The organism is Pantoea osteomyelitidis (genome assembly GCF_044342975.1).
GTDB classification, from domain to species: Bacteria; Pseudomonadota; Gammaproteobacteria; order Enterobacterales; family Enterobacteriaceae; genus Pantoea; species Pantoea osteomyelitidis.
On the sequence record NZ_JBGFSN010000006.1, the window covers coordinates 101,831 to 120,460 of the forward strand.

The 18,630-nt window shown below is 51.1% G+C and carries 15 protein-coding genes; 11 read left to right on the plus strand and 4 right to left on the minus strand.

What is annotated here, in order from left to right; all coding sequences use genetic code 11:
* Window positions 1-217: 217 nt before the first annotated feature.
* From ABU178_RS16545 to ABU178_RS16560, 4 genes are read right to left on the minus strand one after another with little or no spacing between them, the layout of a single operon-like run.
* Window positions 218-2,212, minus strand: coding sequence for a hydantoinase B/oxoprolinase family protein (locus ABU178_RS16545; RefSeq protein WP_397216875.1), 1,995 nt, complete (start codon window positions 2,210-2,212; stop codon window positions 218-220).
* Window positions 2,213-2,228: 16 nt separating this feature from the next.
* Complete coding sequence (locus ABU178_RS16550) at window positions 2,229-3,620, minus strand: hydantoinase/oxoprolinase family protein (RefSeq protein WP_397216877.1); 1,392 nt, start codon at window positions 3,618-3,620, stop codon at window positions 2,229-2,231.
* Window positions 3,574-4,278: a hydantoinase/oxoprolinase N-terminal domain-containing protein gene (locus tag ABU178_RS16555; RefSeq protein ID WP_397216879.1), complete on the minus strand. Its 705-nt coding sequence runs from the start codon at window positions 4,276-4,278 to the stop codon at window positions 3,574-3,576. The genes ABU178_RS16550 and ABU178_RS16555 overlap by 47 nt, the downstream gene beginning before the upstream one ends.
* 38 nt (window positions 4,279-4,316) lie before the next feature.
* Window positions 4,317-5,660 carry an NAD(P)/FAD-dependent oxidoreductase gene (locus tag ABU178_RS16560; RefSeq protein ID WP_397216881.1) on the minus strand — a complete coding sequence of 448 codons (1,344 nt, stop codon included), beginning with the start codon at window positions 5,658-5,660 and terminating at the stop codon, window positions 4,317-4,319.
* Between the two features lie 257 nt (window positions 5,661-5,917).
* On the opposite strand from ABU178_RS16560, the gene ABU178_RS16565 reads away from it, so the two are divergent.
* The 11 genes from ABU178_RS16565 to ABU178_RS16615 all read left to right on the plus strand — a co-directional run bounded on the left by ABU178_RS16565 (window position 5,918) and on the right by ABU178_RS16615 (window position 18,162).
* Window positions 5,918-6,667 (plus strand): IclR family transcriptional regulator, encoded by a 750-nt coding sequence (locus tag ABU178_RS16565; RefSeq protein ID WP_397216883.1) that lies wholly within the window; start codon window positions 5,918-5,920, stop codon window positions 6,665-6,667.
* A 274-nt stretch (window positions 6,668-6,941) separates the two neighbouring features.
* On the plus strand, window positions 6,942-8,288 hold the full coding sequence (locus ABU178_RS16570) for an MFS transporter (RefSeq protein ID WP_397216885.1): 1,347 nt from the start codon (window positions 6,942-6,944) through the stop codon (window positions 8,286-8,288).
* 126 nt (window positions 8,289-8,414) lie between these two features.
* The gene (locus tag ABU178_RS16575; RefSeq protein ID WP_397216887.1) at window positions 8,415-9,233 is read left to right on the plus strand and encodes an ABC transporter substrate-binding protein; all 819 of its coding nucleotides are present in this window, start codon (window positions 8,415-8,417) and stop codon (window positions 9,231-9,233) included.
* A 683-nt stretch (window positions 9,234-9,916) separates the two neighbouring features.
* The gene (locus ABU178_RS16580; protein ID WP_397216889.1) at window positions 9,917-10,783 is read left to right on the plus strand and encodes a MurR/RpiR family transcriptional regulator; all 867 of its coding nucleotides are present in this window, start codon (window positions 9,917-9,919) and stop codon (window positions 10,781-10,783) included.
* 18 nt (window positions 10,784-10,801) lie between these two features.
* Window positions 10,802-11,386, plus strand: coding sequence for a D-alanyl-D-alanine dipeptidase (gene ddpX, locus ABU178_RS16585; protein ID WP_397216891.1), 585 nt, complete (start codon window positions 10,802-10,804; stop codon window positions 11,384-11,386).
* Entirely contained in the window at window positions 11,383-12,948 is a 1,566-nt protein-coding gene (locus tag ABU178_RS16590; RefSeq protein WP_397216893.1) for an ABC transporter substrate-binding protein, read from the plus strand. Before ddpX ends, ABU178_RS16590 begins: the two co-directional genes overlap by 4 nt.
* Window positions 12,949-13,002: 54 nt before the next feature.
* On the plus strand, window positions 13,003-14,019 hold the full coding sequence (locus ABU178_RS16595; RefSeq protein ID WP_397216895.1) for an ABC transporter permease: 1,017 nt from the start codon (window positions 13,003-13,005) through the stop codon (window positions 14,017-14,019).
* A gap of 2 nt (window positions 14,020-14,021) precedes the next feature.
* Window positions 14,022-14,915 (plus strand): D,D-dipeptide ABC transporter permease, encoded by an 894-nt coding sequence (gene ddpC / locus ABU178_RS16600; RefSeq protein WP_397216897.1) that lies wholly within the window; start codon window positions 14,022-14,024, stop codon window positions 14,913-14,915.
* On the plus strand, window positions 14,915-15,901 hold the full coding sequence (locus ABU178_RS16605; RefSeq protein ID WP_397216899.1) for an ABC transporter ATP-binding protein: 987 nt from the start codon (window positions 14,915-14,917) through the stop codon (window positions 15,899-15,901). The genes ddpC and ABU178_RS16605 overlap by 1 nt, the downstream gene beginning before the upstream one ends.
* Window positions 15,894-16,853, plus strand: coding sequence for an ABC transporter ATP-binding protein (locus tag ABU178_RS16610; protein WP_397216901.1), 960 nt, complete (start codon window positions 15,894-15,896; stop codon window positions 16,851-16,853). The genes ABU178_RS16605 and ABU178_RS16610 overlap by 8 nt, the downstream gene beginning before the upstream one ends.
* A gap of 58 nt (window positions 16,854-16,911) precedes the next feature.
* Window positions 16,912-18,162, plus strand: coding sequence for a D-amino acid dehydrogenase (locus tag ABU178_RS16615; RefSeq protein WP_397216903.1), 1,251 nt, complete (start codon window positions 16,912-16,914; stop codon window positions 18,160-18,162).
* Window positions 18,163-18,630 lie beyond the last annotated feature (468 nt).

The window sequence follows — 18,630 nt, forward strand, 5'->3', positions numbered from 1 at the left end:
GCCAAAAAAACCTGCCTGTTTGCGCACAGCTCTTTAAGACGCAGAGGCGAGGCAGGTATTGTTAGGTTCTGTCTGTCAGCTATAGGCTTCTTATCCACAAAAACAGGGGATAACCTCATTACAAGCCGTGTGAAAAAAAGCTGAGCGCGCTCATATTCACATCATGCTGTTTTTTGCTATTTAACACTCTGTTCAGACTCTGGATCCAGGACGAGCGTCAAAATGTCTGTAGCTCCGGATATCTGTTTTTTAAATCATCAAAGAGTTCATGAATCCCTTCTTTCCCGTCAGCGAATTGCCCCTGTGTTTCTCTCGTTTCAAGCAATTCAAAAAGCTGGTGCTTCACAAAAAAGCGCCAGTTAACCGGCAGCGAGGCCAGAATTTCTGTCAGTGCTGCGTATCGTTCATGTGTCCATTTTTTTTCAAAAGCGATGCGCCACGACCCAAAATCAAAATGCGCTTGAATACTCGGTTCATTTTCAGACAAAGAGGCTCGTAAAGCCGACGTTCGTGGGTTATCTATCTCACCATTACGGATAATTACACCGTAATGTTTTTCTGCCTGTGCTGCCGAAACGTAGCCGCTGTTAACATCAGCAAGTACACGTTCCGGTTCGCGTTCCAGAGGCGAGCCATAACCCCCCCCGCCAGCCCCGATGAGTCTGATGATATCGCCTGCCTGACATTGGATGATGTCGCTGTTGCCCAGTATTTCAGCCTTACTACTGTCCGGATTACGGGAAAATATGGCATTACTGCCCGCTTTTCCACCCAGAACACCCCACGAAGCAAAATGTGTACGATCGCGGTTTCTCGCCGTTACGATAGTATTTGGGGCAAAAACCTGAAATTCCATCATCAGTCCCAGCCCGCCACGGTAACGTCCTGCACCGCCTGAATCCGGAACCAGACAGTAACGATTAATACGGATTGGCACTTCTGCTTCGTTGATCTCAACCGGCGTATTACGCAGGAAAGCAACATTCGCACCAGAACCCTCTTCGCCGTCATCAAAAGGCATACCGCCTGCACCACCGCCAACGGGACCAATGGAAGCAATAATGGTACGTCCATGAGGATCTGTTGTTTTAACATTCAAAATAGCGAGCCCACAGGCAGCACAGGCGGGAAGTCGATCCGGAATGGCTTGGGAAAAGGCGCCGAAAGTCAGTACATGAGTAAGTTTGCAGGTCAGACTGCGCATACCCACCGCGGCTGGATAAACGGCATTCATTACTGTCCCCGGCGGCAGAACACATTCCACAACACGATCCAGTCCTGCATTGAGCAATATGTCGGGATTCAGCGTATAGAGAACATAGTGATAGCCGACAAGAGCAAGCGCGTGTCGGGTCATCCCACCCGTTGGCATATTGAGCGAAGAAAGAAGCTGAGGGTCGCTACCGGTATAATCGAGGACGGCACTCCCACCACGGATTTTCAGTGTCATGGCGACGCGCATGGGCTTACCATTCACGCTGTCTTCATCCGCATATTCAGCGAAGAAGTAATCTCCTTCCGGGATCGTTTCAAGCACACTTGCAGCCTGCATGGCTGCGTAATCCAACAGGGCGTACATGCCTTGTGAAAAATAGTCGACGCCGAAATGAGCGACCATTTCCAGTACACGCTTTTCACCATTTGCCAGCATGGCCAGCTGAGCATGCAGATCGCCAGTATTTTGCTCTGGCGCACGAACGTTGATTTTCAGCAGATTCAGTAATGCGTCATCCAGTACGCCTTCGCGCACGATTTTGGTCGGGGGAATGCGAACACCTTCCTGATGGATTTCTGTCAGCGTTCTGGACAGCGATGCCGGAACCGCACCTCCGACATCGGTATTATGAATATGGCCGCCAACAAAGCAGACGAGTTTGCCCTGCCAGAATATCGGTTTCCACATCACCATATCCGGGCTGTGAGTCGCGACATTACCGCTGTAGGCATCATTGGTCATAGCCACATCGCCGGGTCTGTAATCTTCTATCATGCCCAGCACCGGGCCATAATCGAGACCAATATACCAGGTGGCGCCCAGTGTTTTCGGGGAGGCAAAAGCCAGTCCTTCCGGCGTCAGAAGTGCGCAGGAAAAATCTTCAGTCTCTTTTATAAATGTCGAATGTGCGGTACGCACCAGAGTATGGGCCATGCTCTCTGCTGCTGCGACGCAGTAATTAGCCAGGATTTGCAGGCCGGATGGGTCAAAACTCATAGCAGTGCCTCCCGAATTAAACGTTATGGTGAATGTCAGTCAGGATCAGGTTGCCCAGTGCATCGACGCGTGCGTCAAATCCCGGCAGGACGGTAACCGTGGTATCTTCCTGAGCAATCACGGCTGGGCCGGAAAACTGCTGCCCGCTGGTTAAATGCTCCCGCTTATAAAGCGGTACGGTGTGATAGCGCCCTTCCATCCAGACATCAATCTGGTCTGTGGCAAACGGTGCTTTGACGGTTTCCGGCAAAGGTTCAAGCTGAGGCTTGGGGGTTTCATGACTGACGACGAGCCGTAAGGAGACAACCTGAATCTGTGCCTGCGCATCGCTGTAACCATATAACCGTGTATGCTCCTGATGAAAAGCGTCGCGAATGGATGCTATTTCACCTTGTGAAATATCCGAACGGTTCAGGCGTGTTTCGATTTCAAAAGATTGCCCCTTGTAGCGCATCTCCGCTGAGAGGGTGAAGTGTCCTTTTGCACTGTCGTCTGTTTCATTGCTCAGCCAGAGGCGGGCCTTGTTTTCCAGTGCCTCGCACTCTTTTTCAAGTGCCGTTAAGATTTCGGGCGTAAGGTCGTAATAGGTAATTCGCACAAAGTCGTTTTTGACATCGGCGACCAGACCGCCCAGTGCGCTCAGCACGCCGGGCGTAAGTGGAACCAGTACTTCGCGCATGTTCATTGCCCGGGCAAGATAGCAGGCCATCATTGGACCGGCCCCGCCAAAAGGCATCAGAGAAAATGACCGGGGGTCAATGCCGAAGCGTGAAACCAGGCGGCTGATACCGGCGTACATGCCTGAGACAGAAACATTGATTATCGCTTCTGCTGTCGCTTCTGCTGTGAGGGACAGTTTTTCTGCCAGTGTTCCTGTTGCAGCTTTTGCGGCAGCGATATCGACATCAACAGCGTTGTAGCCCAGTTTTGCCTGCCCCAGGATCCCGAGCGTGACGAATGCATCCGTAATCGTCGGCTGTGTGCCGCCCCGGCCATAACATACCGGACCTGGCGTTGAGCCCGCGCTTTCCGGCCCCACTTTCAGTACACCAAACTGATCGACGCGGGCAACTGACCCTCCGCCATCGCCAATAGAGGTTACCGAGACGGAGGGAATGTGGATTTGATAATCTCCGATGTATTCCCCCGTATCGTACTGTGGCTGACCCTTTACGATCAGTGCGACATCAGCAGTTGTGCCACCTATATCCAGGCTCATAACGTCTGGTCTGCCGCACTGCCTTGCAACCCATGCAGCACCTATCACTCCTGACGCCGTGCCTGAAAGGATCATCTGAACGCACTCTGATTTACCGCTTTCCGCACTCATGACGCCACCATTAGATTTGGTGACCTTCAGCTCAGCACTGACGCCCGCCTGATTCAATGCCTGCTGAAGCGCGCCCATAGTGTGATACACGTGGCTGAACATAAGCGCTAATCACGGCCGTTTGCGTGCGCTCAAATTCACGTATGGTTGGCCAGACATCGCTGGAGCAACAGACAAAGAAGCCGGGGATCCGATCCTGAATAATAGTTTTGACCTGGTGTTCATGCTGCGGATTACGGTAAGCATGTAACAGCGAAATCACCACCCCTTCGCAACCTGAACGTAACAGCCCCTCAATGACCAGCTTTACGCTTTCATAATCAATTGCTGTTAGCTCATTGCCCGCAGCATCCAGCCGCCCATCTATTCCAAAGACATGCTCACGTGCGATAAGCGGCTCGGGTCTGAGTGAGTGCAGGCTGTACATATCCGGTGTTTTCAGTCTTCCCAGCGCCAGCACATCCTCAAAATAGCGGTTAGTGATCAAACCCAGCTTTGCCCCCTTTTTCTGCACAACGGCATTTACACCCACGGTGGTGCCATGAGTGAAGTAACTGATATCAGCCGGGCTGATGCCGTAACGGCTGCTCAATTCCTGCAAGCCGAGAAGCACCTCCTGACCGGGTTCATCAGGACGGGAAAAGACTTTCAAGCTTTGTAGCTTTCCCGTGTCTTCATTAAATACGGCGAAGTCTGTAAACGACCCCCCGATGTCAACGCCTATACGTAAACCCATCGTCCCTCCTGCTTCGCTGATACAGACCGGTAAAAGTTTCAGAACTTCTGCTGATAAGTGGATTTGTCCAGATAGTCACGAACCTGGTAATAACTGCCCAGTAAAGGTATGAACCAGGTATTTCCATGATAGAGAGGATGGCCCGGCAGTGGAGAAGTCCCGTAAGGGCTTGTCTGCAGAGGTGTGTTCTCAATAAGGTGTCGGGCCAGGCGGTGACCGAGCCAGCTCATCATTGTCACACCGCTTCCGTTACAGCCCAGAGCGTAATAGAGTCCTTCCGCCGTTCTGCCAATGTGGGGCAGATAATCCAGCGTGACGGCGACTTTACCTCCCCAGCTGTGGCTGACCTTGATGTCTCTAAGTTGAGGGAAACGCTGGATCAGATGCGCATGCAAAACCTGCGCAGACTGCCGGCGACTTAACGGATAAAAGCGGGCACGGCCGCCGAAGAGAAGGCGGGTGCCGTCCGGAGAATAGCGAAAATAATGCGTAACCCGTTGTGTCTCCGCAATACCGCGATTATGCGGGATCACACTTTTCCGGAGTGCTTCCGGCAAAGGTGCGGTGGCAATCTGATGGCTGGTTACCGGTACAATCCGCTGGTGCAGGCTACCGGTTTCAGCGCCGGTATAGCCATTTGTGGTAATAATGACGTGACGCGCCTGAATATTTCCCCGCTGCGAGATCACACGATAATGCGCTCCTTCTTTTATTATTCGCATTACCGCTGAACGGCTGCAGACGGTAACGCCTGCTGAACGGGCGGCATCTAGCATACCGGCGTAGTAAAGCGCCGGATTAAGATGTCCGCCACGCTCAATAAGCACACCGCCGTGATAGCTCGGGCTGTCCACTTCCTCGCGCATCTCGTCAGGCGTAAGAATTTTTGCCCGAACCTGGCTGACTTCATTGAGAAGCGGCAGCCTTTTTTTCCAGTTATTAAGGTGCTCGGGGATCCAGGCCGCAGCGATTCTGCCATTCTGCTGATAATCACACCGTATGTCGTAACGCCTGATTAGCGCCTCAAGGTAGCGGTATCCCTGCGCGGCTTCTGTCAGCATGGCTCGTTTCAGAGCGTCATCGCCTTTCCCGATGCCTTTTTTTGACGACATTGTTTTACCGACATTAATGCCCCCCGTAACCTGACCACCGCTCAGGGTACTGGCCCCTTCGCCTGGTAATCCGGCCTCTAAGATTACGACGTGTTTGCCCTCTCCTGCCAGCTCAAGCGCACAACAGAGTCCCGCATAACCTGCGCCGACAATGGCATATTCCGTTTCAGCCGGGACAGTAGCAGGAATGGCATCCGCAGGTGTCCACTGCTCCCACCAGTAAGGCAGTTCTTTAAAATCATCAGAAAAAATAGATTTTTTGACAGGCATAAACAGGCCTCATGAATTGTTTCTATACAAGGAATCAGTGATATGCTTAAACGTTCCATAATACGGAATGCCATTCCATATATTTAAGTTGTCATGGATTTGACAGACATGCAAGCACAGAAATGCGGCAAAAATCGTATTTAAAGTAACCAGAAGGGTGAAATGAGAAGCCATAACATATTTGCTGTGCCATATTATGGCACAGCAAACCAGAAGTCTGCTGATGCTAACCCTGTTGAAAGGTAACGCTTTTTATTATGCAAAGTCTGATTAAGAGTCTTAAAGTGCTAGAAATGGTGTCTGAAAAGCAGCCCGTAAGCGTGGGTGAGCTGTCAAAAATGATGGCGATGCCAAAGACAACCGTGCAGCGTATTTTATGGACATTCCATGAAGCTGGCTGGCTACGCCTTCTGGAAGGCGATATGCCCCGCTGGACGATCAGTCCACGGGTACTGGCTGTGCGTCCCAATGAACTGGCTGGAGGCGGGTTGGCTTCTGCAGTACAGGGGCCTATGGCAGAATTACGCGATGCCACCCAAGAAACGGTGTACGTCTCCGTATATGACGGTAGCGGTGCCGTTGTAGTTTTCGATCGCCTCGAAAGTCCCCATCCGGTGCGGGCGGTAAGCCCGGTAGGCGATATTGCTCCTATTTATTCGACCGCGAACGGAATGGCTATCATGGCCTTTCTGGGGGAAAAACGGATCGATGAGATTATAGATGCGGGTCTGAATGCTTTTAACCCGTCGACTATCACCGATCCCGCAGAGCTGAAACAGGAGCTGCAGCGGGTCCGTGAGCGTGGCTATTCGGTCAACCGGGGTTATTATCGCTCAGGCATCTTTGCTATTGGTGCACCCATTTTTGATGCGGCGCATCAGCCTGTTGCCAGTATCTGCATTTCAATGCCTGACTCCCGCTATCAGGAAAATAAAATTGATCACTGGGGTAACCTGACGGTAAAAGCCGCTCAGTCCATCGGCTTTCAGAAGAGCCTCAAAAGCTAATATCACATGGCAGGCACCATCAAAAACCTGCCATTTTTCATCACATCTCTTCTCATCTGATTGTTTTTTATAGATATAGTGGTAAAAGCCATTTACTTTCGCAGAACATCTCTAAGTGTGATCCATAAAGAACTCCTATTACCAGACTGTTGACGTTCAATTTTTGCTCAATTAACGTAAAAGACGGAATGCCATGCCGTATAGTGGAATGAGTGCAATGCTTATTCCATCACGTTCAACTGTCCGTGTTTTTGCGGTGATGATGGAGTTAACAATGACTACTTCAGTAAAGCTTCCGGCGGTAACCGCTGAGATGCAGCGTAAAACGTTAATAGGCGCAGTGGCTGGTAATCTGGTGGAATTTCTCGACTTTGCGATTTACGGTCTTCTTGCCAGCGTGATATCTCGCATCTTTTTTCCTCAGGATGCTCCCCTCACCGCATTACTGGCTGTTTTGCTGGTCTATGCCTCAAGCTTTCTTGTGCGCCCGATTGGGGGGATTGTCCTTGGGCTGGCTGGTGACCGCTGGGGAAGACGTTCAGTATTAATGATCACTATTACGGGCATGAGCATCGTAACCGGCCTGACGGCTTTGCTTCCGACATATGACCAGGCAGGCACAACAGCCACCGTTCTGCTCATCATCTGCCGTTTGATTCAGGGGTTCTTCGCCGGAGGCGAATACGCTACTGCAACGGATTACATTGTTGAAAACAGTAATCAGCGGCGACGCGCCTTCCGCGCTTCTTTTTCTCCTATAGGCGCATACATCGGAACAGTGATTGCGATGGGTCTGTTCACACTGCTGTCGTCACTGATTACACCTGAACAAATGGAGTCCTGGGGATGGCGTGTGATGTTTGCCATCGGTCTGCCTCTCGGACTGGTTGGCCTGTTGATTCGGCGCAAGCTGGACGAAAGTCCCGAGTTCAAAGCAGTTGAGCAGATGCGAATTGAAAAGAACATCAGGCCACCCTCCATGCTGGTGGTGCTTCGTTCACAGTGGAAAAACATCCTGGTGTTCATCTCGATTCTGATGAGCCATACCCTGCCCAATTATCTGATGCTGGGATTCTTTGCCACCTATCTGACAACTTTTATCGGCATGGCGAAACCGGATGCCGCACTGGCGGTGCTTGTTTCTCAGTTTGTACTTATCTTCAGCACGTTGTTACATGGCTACCTGAGTGATGTCATCGGCCGAAAACGCTGGTTGATGCTGGGTTGTATATTGATTATCCCGGCGATGTTCTTTGCCTTCACTTTTGCACAACAGGGTACGCTGACGAGCGCCATTATTGCCGCCATTGTGCCGGTAATGATATTCCCTATGGTTACCAGCGGAATGACGATCAGCCTGGTCGATATGTTCCCGGCGGAAATGCGAACGACGGCAGGCGCGATTGCTTATAACACTGGCACCGCGCTTTTTGGCGGAACGGCACCGCTTGTTGCTGCGTCCCTGATAGGCTGGTCAGGCCCCTTTGCGCTGGTCTATTACGTCGCAGCCATTGCCTTTATTTCACTAATTTCTATAGGTTTATTTTTCAAATATCCTTCACAAAGTATTAGTAATAAGAGCACTGAGAACCTGAAGCAGCGGTATTCCGCAGTTAAGTAGTTTGCTCTCACAGACCCAACCGACAGTGGTATTCCATCAAACGGAGTTCAGATGTTAAGTCCGCACATACTGCGTTCCGTCACGTTTTGTTATCAGCCATGCTTAACTTTTATACGGAGAGTAAATATGTCAACGATGTCATATTCCGCCGCCAGTGATGCCTGTAAAAGGGGCTTTTTGCGATTTTCACAGCTGATGGTAACGGGTGCGCTTTGCGTCAACCTGCTCAGTGTCAGTGCTCAAGCCGAAACCCTGAAGCTTCTGGCGGGGTCGACTCCCTCCAGTCGCCCTACCTGTTTTATGGATATGGAGTCCGGCAAATTTGAAGGATTCATGCCTGAAATTGCGCAGGAAGTGGCAAAACGCGCCGGTTTTGAAGTGAGTTTTAATGCCATACCTTTTTCAACTTTGTTGCAGTCACTGCTTTCTGACAAGATCGATATGATTGTGGCGGGTATGTCCCCAACCGACCAGCGAAAAACGAAAGTTGATTTTTCTGACGGCATAACCAGTGTTGGCGAAGGTATTTATGCCCGGGACGACAATAAAAAACAGTACCGCTCACCCGCCGATTTTAAAGGCGAAGCGATTGGTATTATGGCCGGCACTGACTATGGCCGGCGTATCTCTGAAATGAATGTAGCCAAAGAGATCAAGTTTTATGAGAGCGCAGCGGATCTGGCCCGCGACGTCTCTTTGGGACGGGTTTCAGTGGGTATGAACGATTATCCTATTATAAAAGGGCAAGCCAGTATCGGCGCGCTTAAAGGAATGCACGTCGTAGAAAGCTATCAGTCAACGAAAGTGGCACCGATCGCTTTTGCACTACGCAAAGGTAATGAGCCATTGTTGCTGAAAATCAATCAGGCGATTGAGAGCATGAAACAAGACGGCTCTCTGCAAAAAATCCTCAACAAATGGGGCATGCAGTACATCCCGGCCTGATCCGTTAAAAACTATTTTAGCGGCGATGAGTGATGAGGCATTTCGGTCTGAATAACCGAGGGGAAAGTGATGACTGGATATTATAAAAACCCCGGTTTCTTTCAAAAAACGGTAAGCCTTCATCACACTATTTACAAAGATTAAATCTGCGGGCAGTTCATCATCAAATATCTGCTTTGATGCCAGTTAAGGTCGGTCAAACTCTTCGCTATTCAGGTACTGCTTCGCTAAAGCTACGCAGTAAGGGGATTAACCACCTTAACTGGCATTCCCTGTTCATTTTTACGGCTGACATAGCGCATCCATGCGACAACACCCAGTAACAGAAAGGCAAATTCAGTGCCGTGTGCAAGGTGTTAACGTACCGAATCCAGCAGACGATGCGGCAGCTTCTGGCTGCTGGCTTTTACAGTAGTTAACCATCGGACTGGACGGGAACAGAACGCTGCTTCCCGTCAAAACTCTTGTGATCAAACGTTGCACTGATGTGAGGCAAATGCCCTTGGTGTTGCACCGGTATTACGCTCAGCCCCATTCAGATAAATTGCCAACAACAACCAGATAAAAAATAACCTAATGAAATTTATTTGAATTCTTTTAGTTCAAAACCTGGCACGCATCATGCTTTGTGAAATTTATGTCAGAACCAGGTGCAATGACAACAAAATAACATTGGGTCGGGAATGAACGCGGACACAAATTTTTTCAAGACAATCGAATCGGCTTACAGCTCTCAGACGCCCAGTGAAAAACGGATCAGTTCATGGCTGCTGAATAACAGGGAGCAGATCCCCTTTGAGACAGCCGACAGCATTGCGCAGGTAACCGGTACCAGCGGCATCACTGTCGGCCGTTACCTCAGAAAGCTGGGCTATCGCAATCTGGAGGACGTCAAAAATATTTTGCGTGACGTGCCAAACACACCTTACAAGCACTGGGGGGTCATTGACCGCCTTGATTCCTGGGCGCATCAGCAGTCACTGCCCGACCGGGCTCATCAGTCGCTTCAGCTGGAGCTGGAGGCAATCCGTTACGTCTATCAGCTGGCGCAGACTGAGGTGTTTGCCACTATCAGCCAGCAGATAGCTGACGCGGATGCGGTTGTCATCCTGGGTATTCAGTCAACCAGAGGAGTAGCCAACACCTTCTTCAGCCATCTTGAGTACCTGCGTCCGCGTGTGACGTATGCCGATGGGAGTTCCGGAAGCTGGCTTGAATCGCTTAACTCTGAATATGAAAAACCTTACGTCGTGCTGACGGACACGCGTGCTTATTCAACGGTTGCGAGACAGTTCTGCCGCGTGGCAACGGAGCGCGGCGTATCCATGGCACTGGTGACTGATATCTGGTGCCCTTGGGCAAGGGATTATCCGGTTGATTTGTTACAGGTAAAAACTGATACCGGTAACTTCTGGGATTCTCTTGCCCCCGTGAGCTGCCTTTTCAACCTTCTCCTTTCTGCAGTAGTAGAGCGCCTGGGACCAAGGCTCTCAGCCCGTCTCTCGCAAAACCGCCTGCTTCAGCAGGAATTTGGTCAGTTTGAACGTTAATAAAACAGGGAATCAATAATGATTCAGGAAACACAGCTCATCGATGTCGCAGAGAAATTTCCCCAGCTGCATATTGATATGAAATACGCCACATCAGACAACATTACGGGTCAGCCCATTTACAGCATAGCGAAGTGTTTGCTTCACGCTGATGCAGCCGTTGCGCTTGGAAAAAGTATCGAGATAGCCCGTGTGGCCGGGTTCTCTTTACTCGTACTGGATGCTTACCGACCACAAAAAGCCCAGGAACTGCTGTGGCATGCCTGTCCTGACCAGGACTATGTCGTCCCTCTTTCACAGGGTTCTAATCATACCAGGGGAACAGCCATTGATGTCACCCTGATGGATGCAGACGGGCAAATTCTTGATATGGGCACCGGCTTTGACGAAATGGACGAATTATCACATCCCTATCATCCATCACTTGCTCAGGCTTTTCAGCGAAACCGGCTTCTTTTAAACGCGGTTATGTTTGGCGGGGGCTTTACCGGTATCGCGACAGAGTGGTGGCATTTTGAATTACCAAAAGCAGCGGATTATCCGCTCATTAACGATGTTTTCACCTGTATTTCCCCGGCCCAGACTGACGGAGTATTACCATGAAAATGAAGTTCACAGCACCCAAGGCCTTTTTGCCTCTTTTGATCGCAGCGGCGTTGTCATCGGTTGCGGTCCCGGCACTCTCTGCAGTACCGAAAAATATGCTGGTCATCGGCAAAGCCGCCGACCCACAAACTCTTGACCCGGCGGTTACGATTGATAATAACGACTGGACCGTCACCTATCCGGCCTACCAGCGACTGGTGAAATACAAAACTGAGAATGGCAAAGGTTCCACTGATGTAGAAGGCGACCTGGCCGAGAGCTGGAAAAGCTCAGAAGACGGTAAAGTCTGGACCTTCAGGCTTCGCAGTGGTGCTGCTTTTGATGATGGTACGGCCGTCACGGCTGAAGCCGTAAAGCTTTCATTTGAGCGTTTGATGCGTATCAAGCAGGGCCCGTCCGAAGCCTTTCCTGCGGGGCTTAAGGTTGAGGTGGTAGATCCTCAGACGGTTCGCTTTACGCTTAGCAATCCGTTCGCGCCTTTTCTTTACACGCTGGCAAACGATGGCGCATCTATCATTAACCCGGCAGTTCTGAAAGCGCATGCTGCTGATGATGCCCGTGGCTATCTGGCAGAACACACCGCAGGTTCAGGCGCCTATATGCTGCAACGCTGGCAGAAGGGGCAGCAGCTCGTACTGGTGCCCAACCCGCATTTTGCAGGAAATAAGCCCTCCTTTAAGCGCGTATCGGTGAAAATCATCAGTGAAAGTTCGGCACGTCGCCTTCAGCTGGAAAAAGGTGACCTGGACATTGCCGACTCCCTGCCCGTAGATCAGTTTGCGGCGCTGAAAAAACAGGGGGAAGTCGCTGTATATGATTACCCGGCACTTCGTGTCACCTATCTTTATCTGAATAACAGCAAAGCGCCGTTAAATCAGCCGGATTTACGCCGGACCATTTCCTGGGCGACGGATTATAAAGGAATGGTTGCGGGCATTCTGGGCGGCAACGGGAAGCAGATGCGTGGACCAATTCCTGAAGGCATGTGGGGCTATGATGCTGGCGCAATGCAATATTCTTTTGACTTAAATAAAGCGAAAGAGGCACTGGGTAAGGTCGCTGACAAACCCAAAACAATTTCGTTTCTGTATTCCGATAACGATCCTAACTGGGAGCCGATTGCATTATCCATGCAGGCGAACCTCCAGACTCTCGGTATTAACGTGAAACTTGAAAAACTTGCTAATGCCACGATGCGTGAACGCATTGGTAAAGGTGACTACGACATCGCGATTGGCAACTGGAGCCCGGACTTCGCTGACCCGTATATGTTCATGAACTACTGGTTTGAAACTGATAAAAAAGGGCTGCCAGGTAATCGATCGTTCTATACAAATCCGCAGGTGGATGCTCTGCTGAAGAAAGCCGTGTCAACATCCGATCAGGCTGAGCGTACTAAATTCTACCAGCAGGCACAAAAAACGGTCATTGATGACGCTGCATACGTTTATTTATTCCAGAAGAATTATCAGGTCGGTATGAATAAGGATGTAAAAGGTTATGTGTTTAACCCCATGCTTGAACAGATATTTAATATTTCAGGCATGAGCAAAGAATAATTTAATCAGTCCTTATTTTGCAGGGTCAGCTCTGACCCTGCTGAGGAAACAAGCATGAGCTTCTGGAGTTTAATAAGACAGCGTAGCTGGGGACTACTATTGGTCGTTGCCGGCGTCTGCGTTATTACATTTATTATTTCGCATCTTATTCCAGGCGACCCGGCACGTTTACTTGCTGGTGATCGCGCCAGTGATGAGATTGTGCAACATATACGTCAGCAGTTGGGGCTTGATTTGCCCCTGTGGCAGCAATTTATCCGGTATGTGGAACAGCTTCTGCATGGCGATCTCGGCATGTCCATCCGCACCGGGCGTCCCGTTCTTGAAGACCTGAAAGCCTTTTTCCCGGCAACACTGGAACTGGCATTTTGTGCCCTCCTGATTGCGTTGATTGTTGGCGTGCCACTGGGCGTGCTTTCAGCTGTTTACAAAAACCGCTGGCTTGATCATCTGGTGCGCCTGCTTGCGCTCACGGGGATTTCCACTCCGGCATTCTGGCTGGGACTGGGCGTTATCGTGTTGTTTTACGGCAAACTCAGCCTGCTGCCCGGCAGTGGACGACTCGATGACTGGTTAGATCCGCCTGCGCGCGTCACGGGCTTTTATCTCATTGATTCGCTTCTCAGCGGCGATATGGACGTCTTTTTTAATGCCCTGACGCACCTGATTTTGCCTGCCACTACGCTTGCCTTTGTTCATCTTGGCATTGTGGCCCGTCAAATCCGCTCTGCAATGCTTGAGCAACTGAGCGAAGACTATATACGAACCGCGCTCGCCAGTGGGCTGACGAAATTCACGATCGTGGTGCGTTACGCGCTACCTAATGCACTGATCCCTTCCGTGACGGTACTGGGCCTTGCACTGGGCGACCTCTTGTATGGAGCGGTGCTGACTGAAACGGTCTTTGCCTGGCCGGGCATGGGTGCTTATGTCGTTTCCTCCATACAGGCGCTGGATTTTCCGGCTGTCATGGGGTTCGCCATAGTGGTGTCGTTTGCATACGTGCTGGTGAATCTGTTCGTCGATCTTCTTTATCTGTGGATTGACCCGCGAATGGGTCGGGGAGCCTGAAAATGATGTTAACGCAGGAACAGCCTGTTAATACCCGGGTTAATCCCCGTCTTATGGCATGGAAGCGCCGGTTCTGGATGGTACGCAAGAGTCCGCTGACAGTCATTGGCGGAGCCATCATTATCCTGATGCTGGGGCTGATGGTCTTTGCACCCTGGATTGTGCCGCAGGATCCGAATGCGATAAACCTGGCCGAACGCCTTCAGGCTCCAGGTGCGGCTCACTGGTTTGGCACCGATGAAGTGGGCCGGGACCTGTTCAGCAGGGTTATTATTGGCACCCAGCAATCCGTCGCGGCGGGACTGGCAGTGGTTTTACTGGCAGGCATCAGCGGCTCGCTGCTGGGATGCCTGTCAGGTGTGCTGGGAGGCAGAAGTGATGCGTTTATCATGCGCCTTATGGACATCATGCTGTCAATTCCTTCCCTGGTACTGACGATGGCACTTGCTGCTGCATTAGGACCAAGCCTGTTTAATGCCATGCTGGCAATCGCCATTGTACGCATACCGTTTTATGTGAGACTGGCTCGCGGGCAAACTCTGATTGTTAAGCAGCACACGTTTGTAGAGGCGTCCCGAACCTTTGGTGCATCCCGCTGGCACCTCATCAGCTGGCATATTCTGAGAAATGCCCTGCCTCCGCTTGTGGTTCAGGCTTCACTGGACATCGGCAGTGCAATACTGATGGCCGCGACGTTAGGGTTCATTGGGCTGGGGGCGCAGCAACCCACCGCGGAATGGGGCGCAATGGTCGCCATTGGTCGAAATTACGTTCTGGATCAGTGGTGGTACTGCTTGTTTCCGGGTGCCGCAATTCTGATTACCGCTGTTGGATTTAATCTTTTCGGGGACGGAGTACAGGACCTGCTCGATCCAAAAACCGGGGGGCGTAACTGATGAAAGACAGAATTCTGACGATTGAAAATTTAAGGCTCAGCTTCCCGATTTATCAGGGTGAGGTGAGTGTTTTAAATAATGTTTCAATGCACATCAATCGCGGTGAAATCGTTGGCGTTGTGGGTGAGTCCGGTTCCGGTAAATCGGTAACGGCAATGCTTTCTATGCGCCTTATTCCTCAGGACACTTATCAGATAAACAGCGGCAAGCTTGAAGTTCTGGGGAGAGATGTGCTCAACGCCTCCGAAGTTGAGATGCGTGAAATGCGTGGCGACAAAGTCGCAATGATATTTCAGGAGCCCATGACAGCCCTGAATCCTACCCGCCGTATCGGCAAGCAAATGGTCGATGTTATTCGACAGCATCGCTCGCTAAACCAGAAACAGGCCAGTGCGCGCGCGGTTGAATTACTCAGCGATATGCAGATAGCCGATCCTGCAAATGTGATGGACCGATACCCCTTTGAGCTCTCGGGAGGGATGCGCCAGCGCGTCATGATTGCGCTGGCCTTTTCCTGCGATCCTGATTTGCTGATTGCTGATGAGCCTACCACAGCGCTGGACGTTACGGTGCAGCGTCAGGTACTTCGACTGCTTAAGCAAAAGGCAAGATCTACCGGAACGGCCGTGCTTTTTATCAGTCACGATATGGCTGTGGTGTCGCAGGTTTGCGACAGGCTGTATGTGATGTATGCCGGGTCTGTTATTGAGAGTGGGCTGACTAACACCGTGCTGACGAAGCCCCTGCATCCTTATTCTGCCGGTTTGCTTGAGTGTACACCCGACGGCAGTGAGCCCCGTTCAGAACTCGCCTCTATACCGGGCACTGTGCCCAATCTCGCTAAATTACCGGTTGGCTGTGCCTTCCGTGATCGCTGTTTTGCAGCCGGGGAAGCCTGTAGCGACAAGCCTTCATTGCGACGTTCAGTGAACTCAGAACGACAGGTAGCCTGCTGGTATCCTCAACAGGAGGACGCAAATGTCTGAATCCTTACTTAAACTCAATGACGTTCACGTTAATTTTCCTGCTAAAGCCAACTGGCGCGGCAAAGTTACCGAGCGTGTTCATGCGTTAAACGGTCTGGACATGATTGTTCTGCGCGGTGAAACCCTGGGTATTGTGGGAGAGTCCGGTTGCGGAAAAAGTACGCTGGCTAAGCTGCTGATGGGGATGCTTAAACCGACGACCGGCCAGCTTGAGCTCGCCCGGGGACCGAACTCCTGGCTGGGACGTGGCATGCAAATGGTTTTTCAGGACCCACTATCCTCGCTCGATCCACGTCTGCCGGTATGGCGTTCAATTACCGAACCCGTATGGATACAGTCCAGAACCTCAGAAAAAGAACGCCGCTCACTCGCTGAGTCGCTGGCTGCAAAAGTAGGCATCCACCCGGAATACCTCGACAGGCCGCCACATGCCTTCTCGGGCGGGCAGCGTCAGCGTATTGCCATAGCCCGGGCCCTGTCAGGCCAGCCAGATATCATGGTTCTGGATGAACCCACTTCAGCTCTGGATATTTCCGTTCAGGCGCAGATCCTCAATCTTCTGGTGGAATTACAGAAACAGCAAAATCTCACTTACGTACTGATATCTCATAACGTTTCAGTTGTGCGTCACATGAGCGATCGCGTAGCGGTGATGTATCTCGGTCAGATTGTTGAAGTTGGAGAGGCCAAACAGGTTCTCGACTCTCCCCGTCATCCCTATACCCGGCTCCTGATGGAGTCCGTACCGCGCATCGGTATGGAGCTTGATGGCGCACCTGGAAACACAGAACTACCGGGGAACCGGAAGCTTCCTGAAGGCTGTTATTTCCGGGAGCGCTGCCCCCATGCAACCGATGCCTGCCGTACTCCGCAATTGCTCAGGCCATTAGAGCATGGCCAGTCCGTCAGGTGCTGGAAAGCTGAACATCTGACACAGCTTAAACATGATTAACATTTTTTACTGCCAGACAGCGTGGTCAACCGGTTAACAACATTCAGGAAACAGCGTAATGAAGATTTTGGTATTAGGAAGTGGTGTTGTCGGTGTCGCAACAGCGTGGTATCTCCGACAGGAAGGACATGATGTGACCGTGATTGAGCGTGAAGCGGGTCCTGCCCTTGGCACAAGTGCGGGCAATGCCGGCCAAATCTCTCCGGGTTATGCTGCCCCCTGGGCTGCGCCTGGCATCCCTTTTAAAGCAGTAAAATGGATGGTTCAGAAGCATGCCCCCTTATCCATCCGCCCGGACGGGACCGGTTTTCAGATGGCGTGGATGCTGCAAATGCTCAAAAATTGCAATCCAAAAAGCTATGCCGAAAACAAAAGCAGAATGGTGCGCCTTTCTGAGTACAGCCGGGATTGTCTTAAGGTGCTCAGGTCTTCAACCGGTATTCAGTACGAAGGCCGCCAGGGCGGAACCCTTCAGCTGTTTCGGACAGCACAGCAGTATGAGAGCGCTGCCAAAGATATTGCTGTGCTCAGGGAAGCCGGAGTGTCGTATGAACTTCTTAAGGCCAGCCAGCTGGCACAGGCTGAACCCGCACTGGCGAAGGTGTCCCACAAGCTTACCGGTGGGTTAAGGCTGCCAAATGATGAAACCGGTGATTGCCAGCTGTTCACTCAAAAGCTGGCAGCGATGGCCGAAAAGGCTGGAGTACATTTCCTCTACAATAAGACCGTGGACAGGCTCGTCACCTCAGATAATAAGATTACGGGGGTTCAGTGCGGCAATGAAACGCTGACGGCAGATGGCTATGTTCTTGCCTTTGGTTCCTATTCCACACAGCTTCTTAAGGGCCTGATACAAATACCTGTATATCCGCTGAAGGGCTACTCTCTGACCATCCCGATTGCAGATGAAAAAGGCGCGCCCGCCTCAACCGTACTGGATGAAACCTATAAAATAGCCATTACACGATTTGATAATCGTATCCGCGTTGGAGGAATGGCCGAAATTGCAGGGTTCAGTAAAGCACTGCTTCCCGCCAGGAGAAAAACGCTGGAGATGGTGGTAAGAGACTTATATCCGACAGGGGGTCACGTTGAACAGGCAACGTTCTGGACAGGCTTGCGCCCTATGACGCCAGACGGCACGCCGATAGTTGGGCGTACTCATCTGAGTAACCTGTGGCTGAATACCGGGCATGGGACATTGGGCTGGACCATGGCCTGCGGCTCAGGCCAGCTTCTGAGTGATGTCATCTCAGGTAAAACACCCGAAATACCGCATTATGATTATGAGGTATCACGATATTACTGAATAAAAAACTTAGCTTGTCAGCTGTTTTGCGCAGGCGCTCACCCCCGCGTCGGTCATAGTTTTGCGTGGTGACGGCGCAGGCTGCCCCAGGCGCAGCTCTGCAGGAAGCTGAAGGCGAGTATCCCGGTACGATATTCAGAAAGGAACGCATCGTCTGCCGGCTGGCGGCGGATGACAGGCCGATAAGATCGGCCAGCGCCGGGTTCAGCGGCGGGCTGCTGTTAATCGCGGCCAGGGTGGACGCACTCTATAAATCGCTCACCAAAAAGTTAGCATCTGAGGGGCCCGTTCACTGCAATTGAATAATTAAACATTATCGTCAAATTGCCATTTATTCAGGCCAGCCCTAAATAAATGGCATTATATTATTTATTTAATTATGGGTGAAGTTAAGTGTTTTTAACCATGCCTTCTTGTATTGGACTTGCACTACTTATTCTCCTTAAAGTCAGATATTTTTCTGATTTA

What these genes read in the sequence shown, in the direction of transcription:
- ABU178_RS16550 (WP_397216877.1), bottom strand. Translation starts at nt 3,620, where the DNA reads ATGGGCGCGCTTCAGCAGGCATTGAATCAGGCGGGCGTCAGTGCTGAG.
- ddpC (WP_397216897.1), top strand. Translation starts at nt 14,022, where the DNA reads ATGATGTTAACGCAGGAACAGCCTGTTAATACCCGGGTTAATCCCCGT.
- ABU178_RS16610 (WP_397216901.1), top strand. Translation starts at nt 15,894, where the DNA reads ATGTCTGAATCCTTACTTAAACTCAATGACGTTCACGTTAATTTTCCT.
- ddpX (WP_397216891.1), top strand. Translation starts at nt 10,802, where the DNA reads ATGATTCAGGAAACACAGCTCATCGATGTCGCAGAGAAATTTCCCCAG.
- ABU178_RS16580 (WP_397216889.1), top strand. Translation starts at nt 9,917, where the DNA reads ATGAACGCGGACACAAATTTTTTCAAGACAATCGAATCGGCTTACAGC.
- ABU178_RS16605 (WP_397216899.1), top strand. Translation starts at nt 14,915, where the DNA reads ATGAAAGACAGAATTCTGACGATTGAAAATTTAAGGCTCAGCTTCCCG.
- ABU178_RS16595 (WP_397216895.1), top strand. Translation starts at nt 13,003, where the DNA reads ATGAGCTTCTGGAGTTTAATAAGACAGCGTAGCTGGGGACTACTATTG.
- ABU178_RS16555 (WP_397216879.1), bottom strand. Translation starts at nt 4,278, where the DNA reads ATGGGTTTACGTATAGGCGTTGACATCGGGGGGTCGTTTACAGACTTC.
- ABU178_RS16575 (WP_397216887.1), top strand. Translation starts at nt 8,415, where the DNA reads ATGTCAACGATGTCATATTCCGCCGCCAGTGATGCCTGTAAAAGGGGC.
- ABU178_RS16615 (WP_397216903.1), top strand. Translation starts at nt 16,912, where the DNA reads ATGAAGATTTTGGTATTAGGAAGTGGTGTTGTCGGTGTCGCAACAGCG.
- ABU178_RS16565 (WP_397216883.1), top strand. Translation starts at nt 5,918, where the DNA reads ATGCAAAGTCTGATTAAGAGTCTTAAAGTGCTAGAAATGGTGTCTGAA.
- ABU178_RS16560 (WP_397216881.1), bottom strand. Translation starts at nt 5,660, where the DNA reads ATGCCTGTCAAAAAATCTATTTTTTCTGATGATTTTAAAGAACTGCCT.
- ABU178_RS16570 (WP_397216885.1), top strand. Translation starts at nt 6,942, where the DNA reads ATGACTACTTCAGTAAAGCTTCCGGCGGTAACCGCTGAGATGCAGCGT.
- ABU178_RS16545 (WP_397216875.1), bottom strand. Translation starts at nt 2,212, where the DNA reads ATGAGTTTTGACCCATCCGGCCTGCAAATCCTGGCTAATTACTGCGTC.
- ABU178_RS16590 (WP_397216893.1), top strand. Translation starts at nt 11,383, where the DNA reads ATGAAAATGAAGTTCACAGCACCCAAGGCCTTTTTGCCTCTTTTGATC.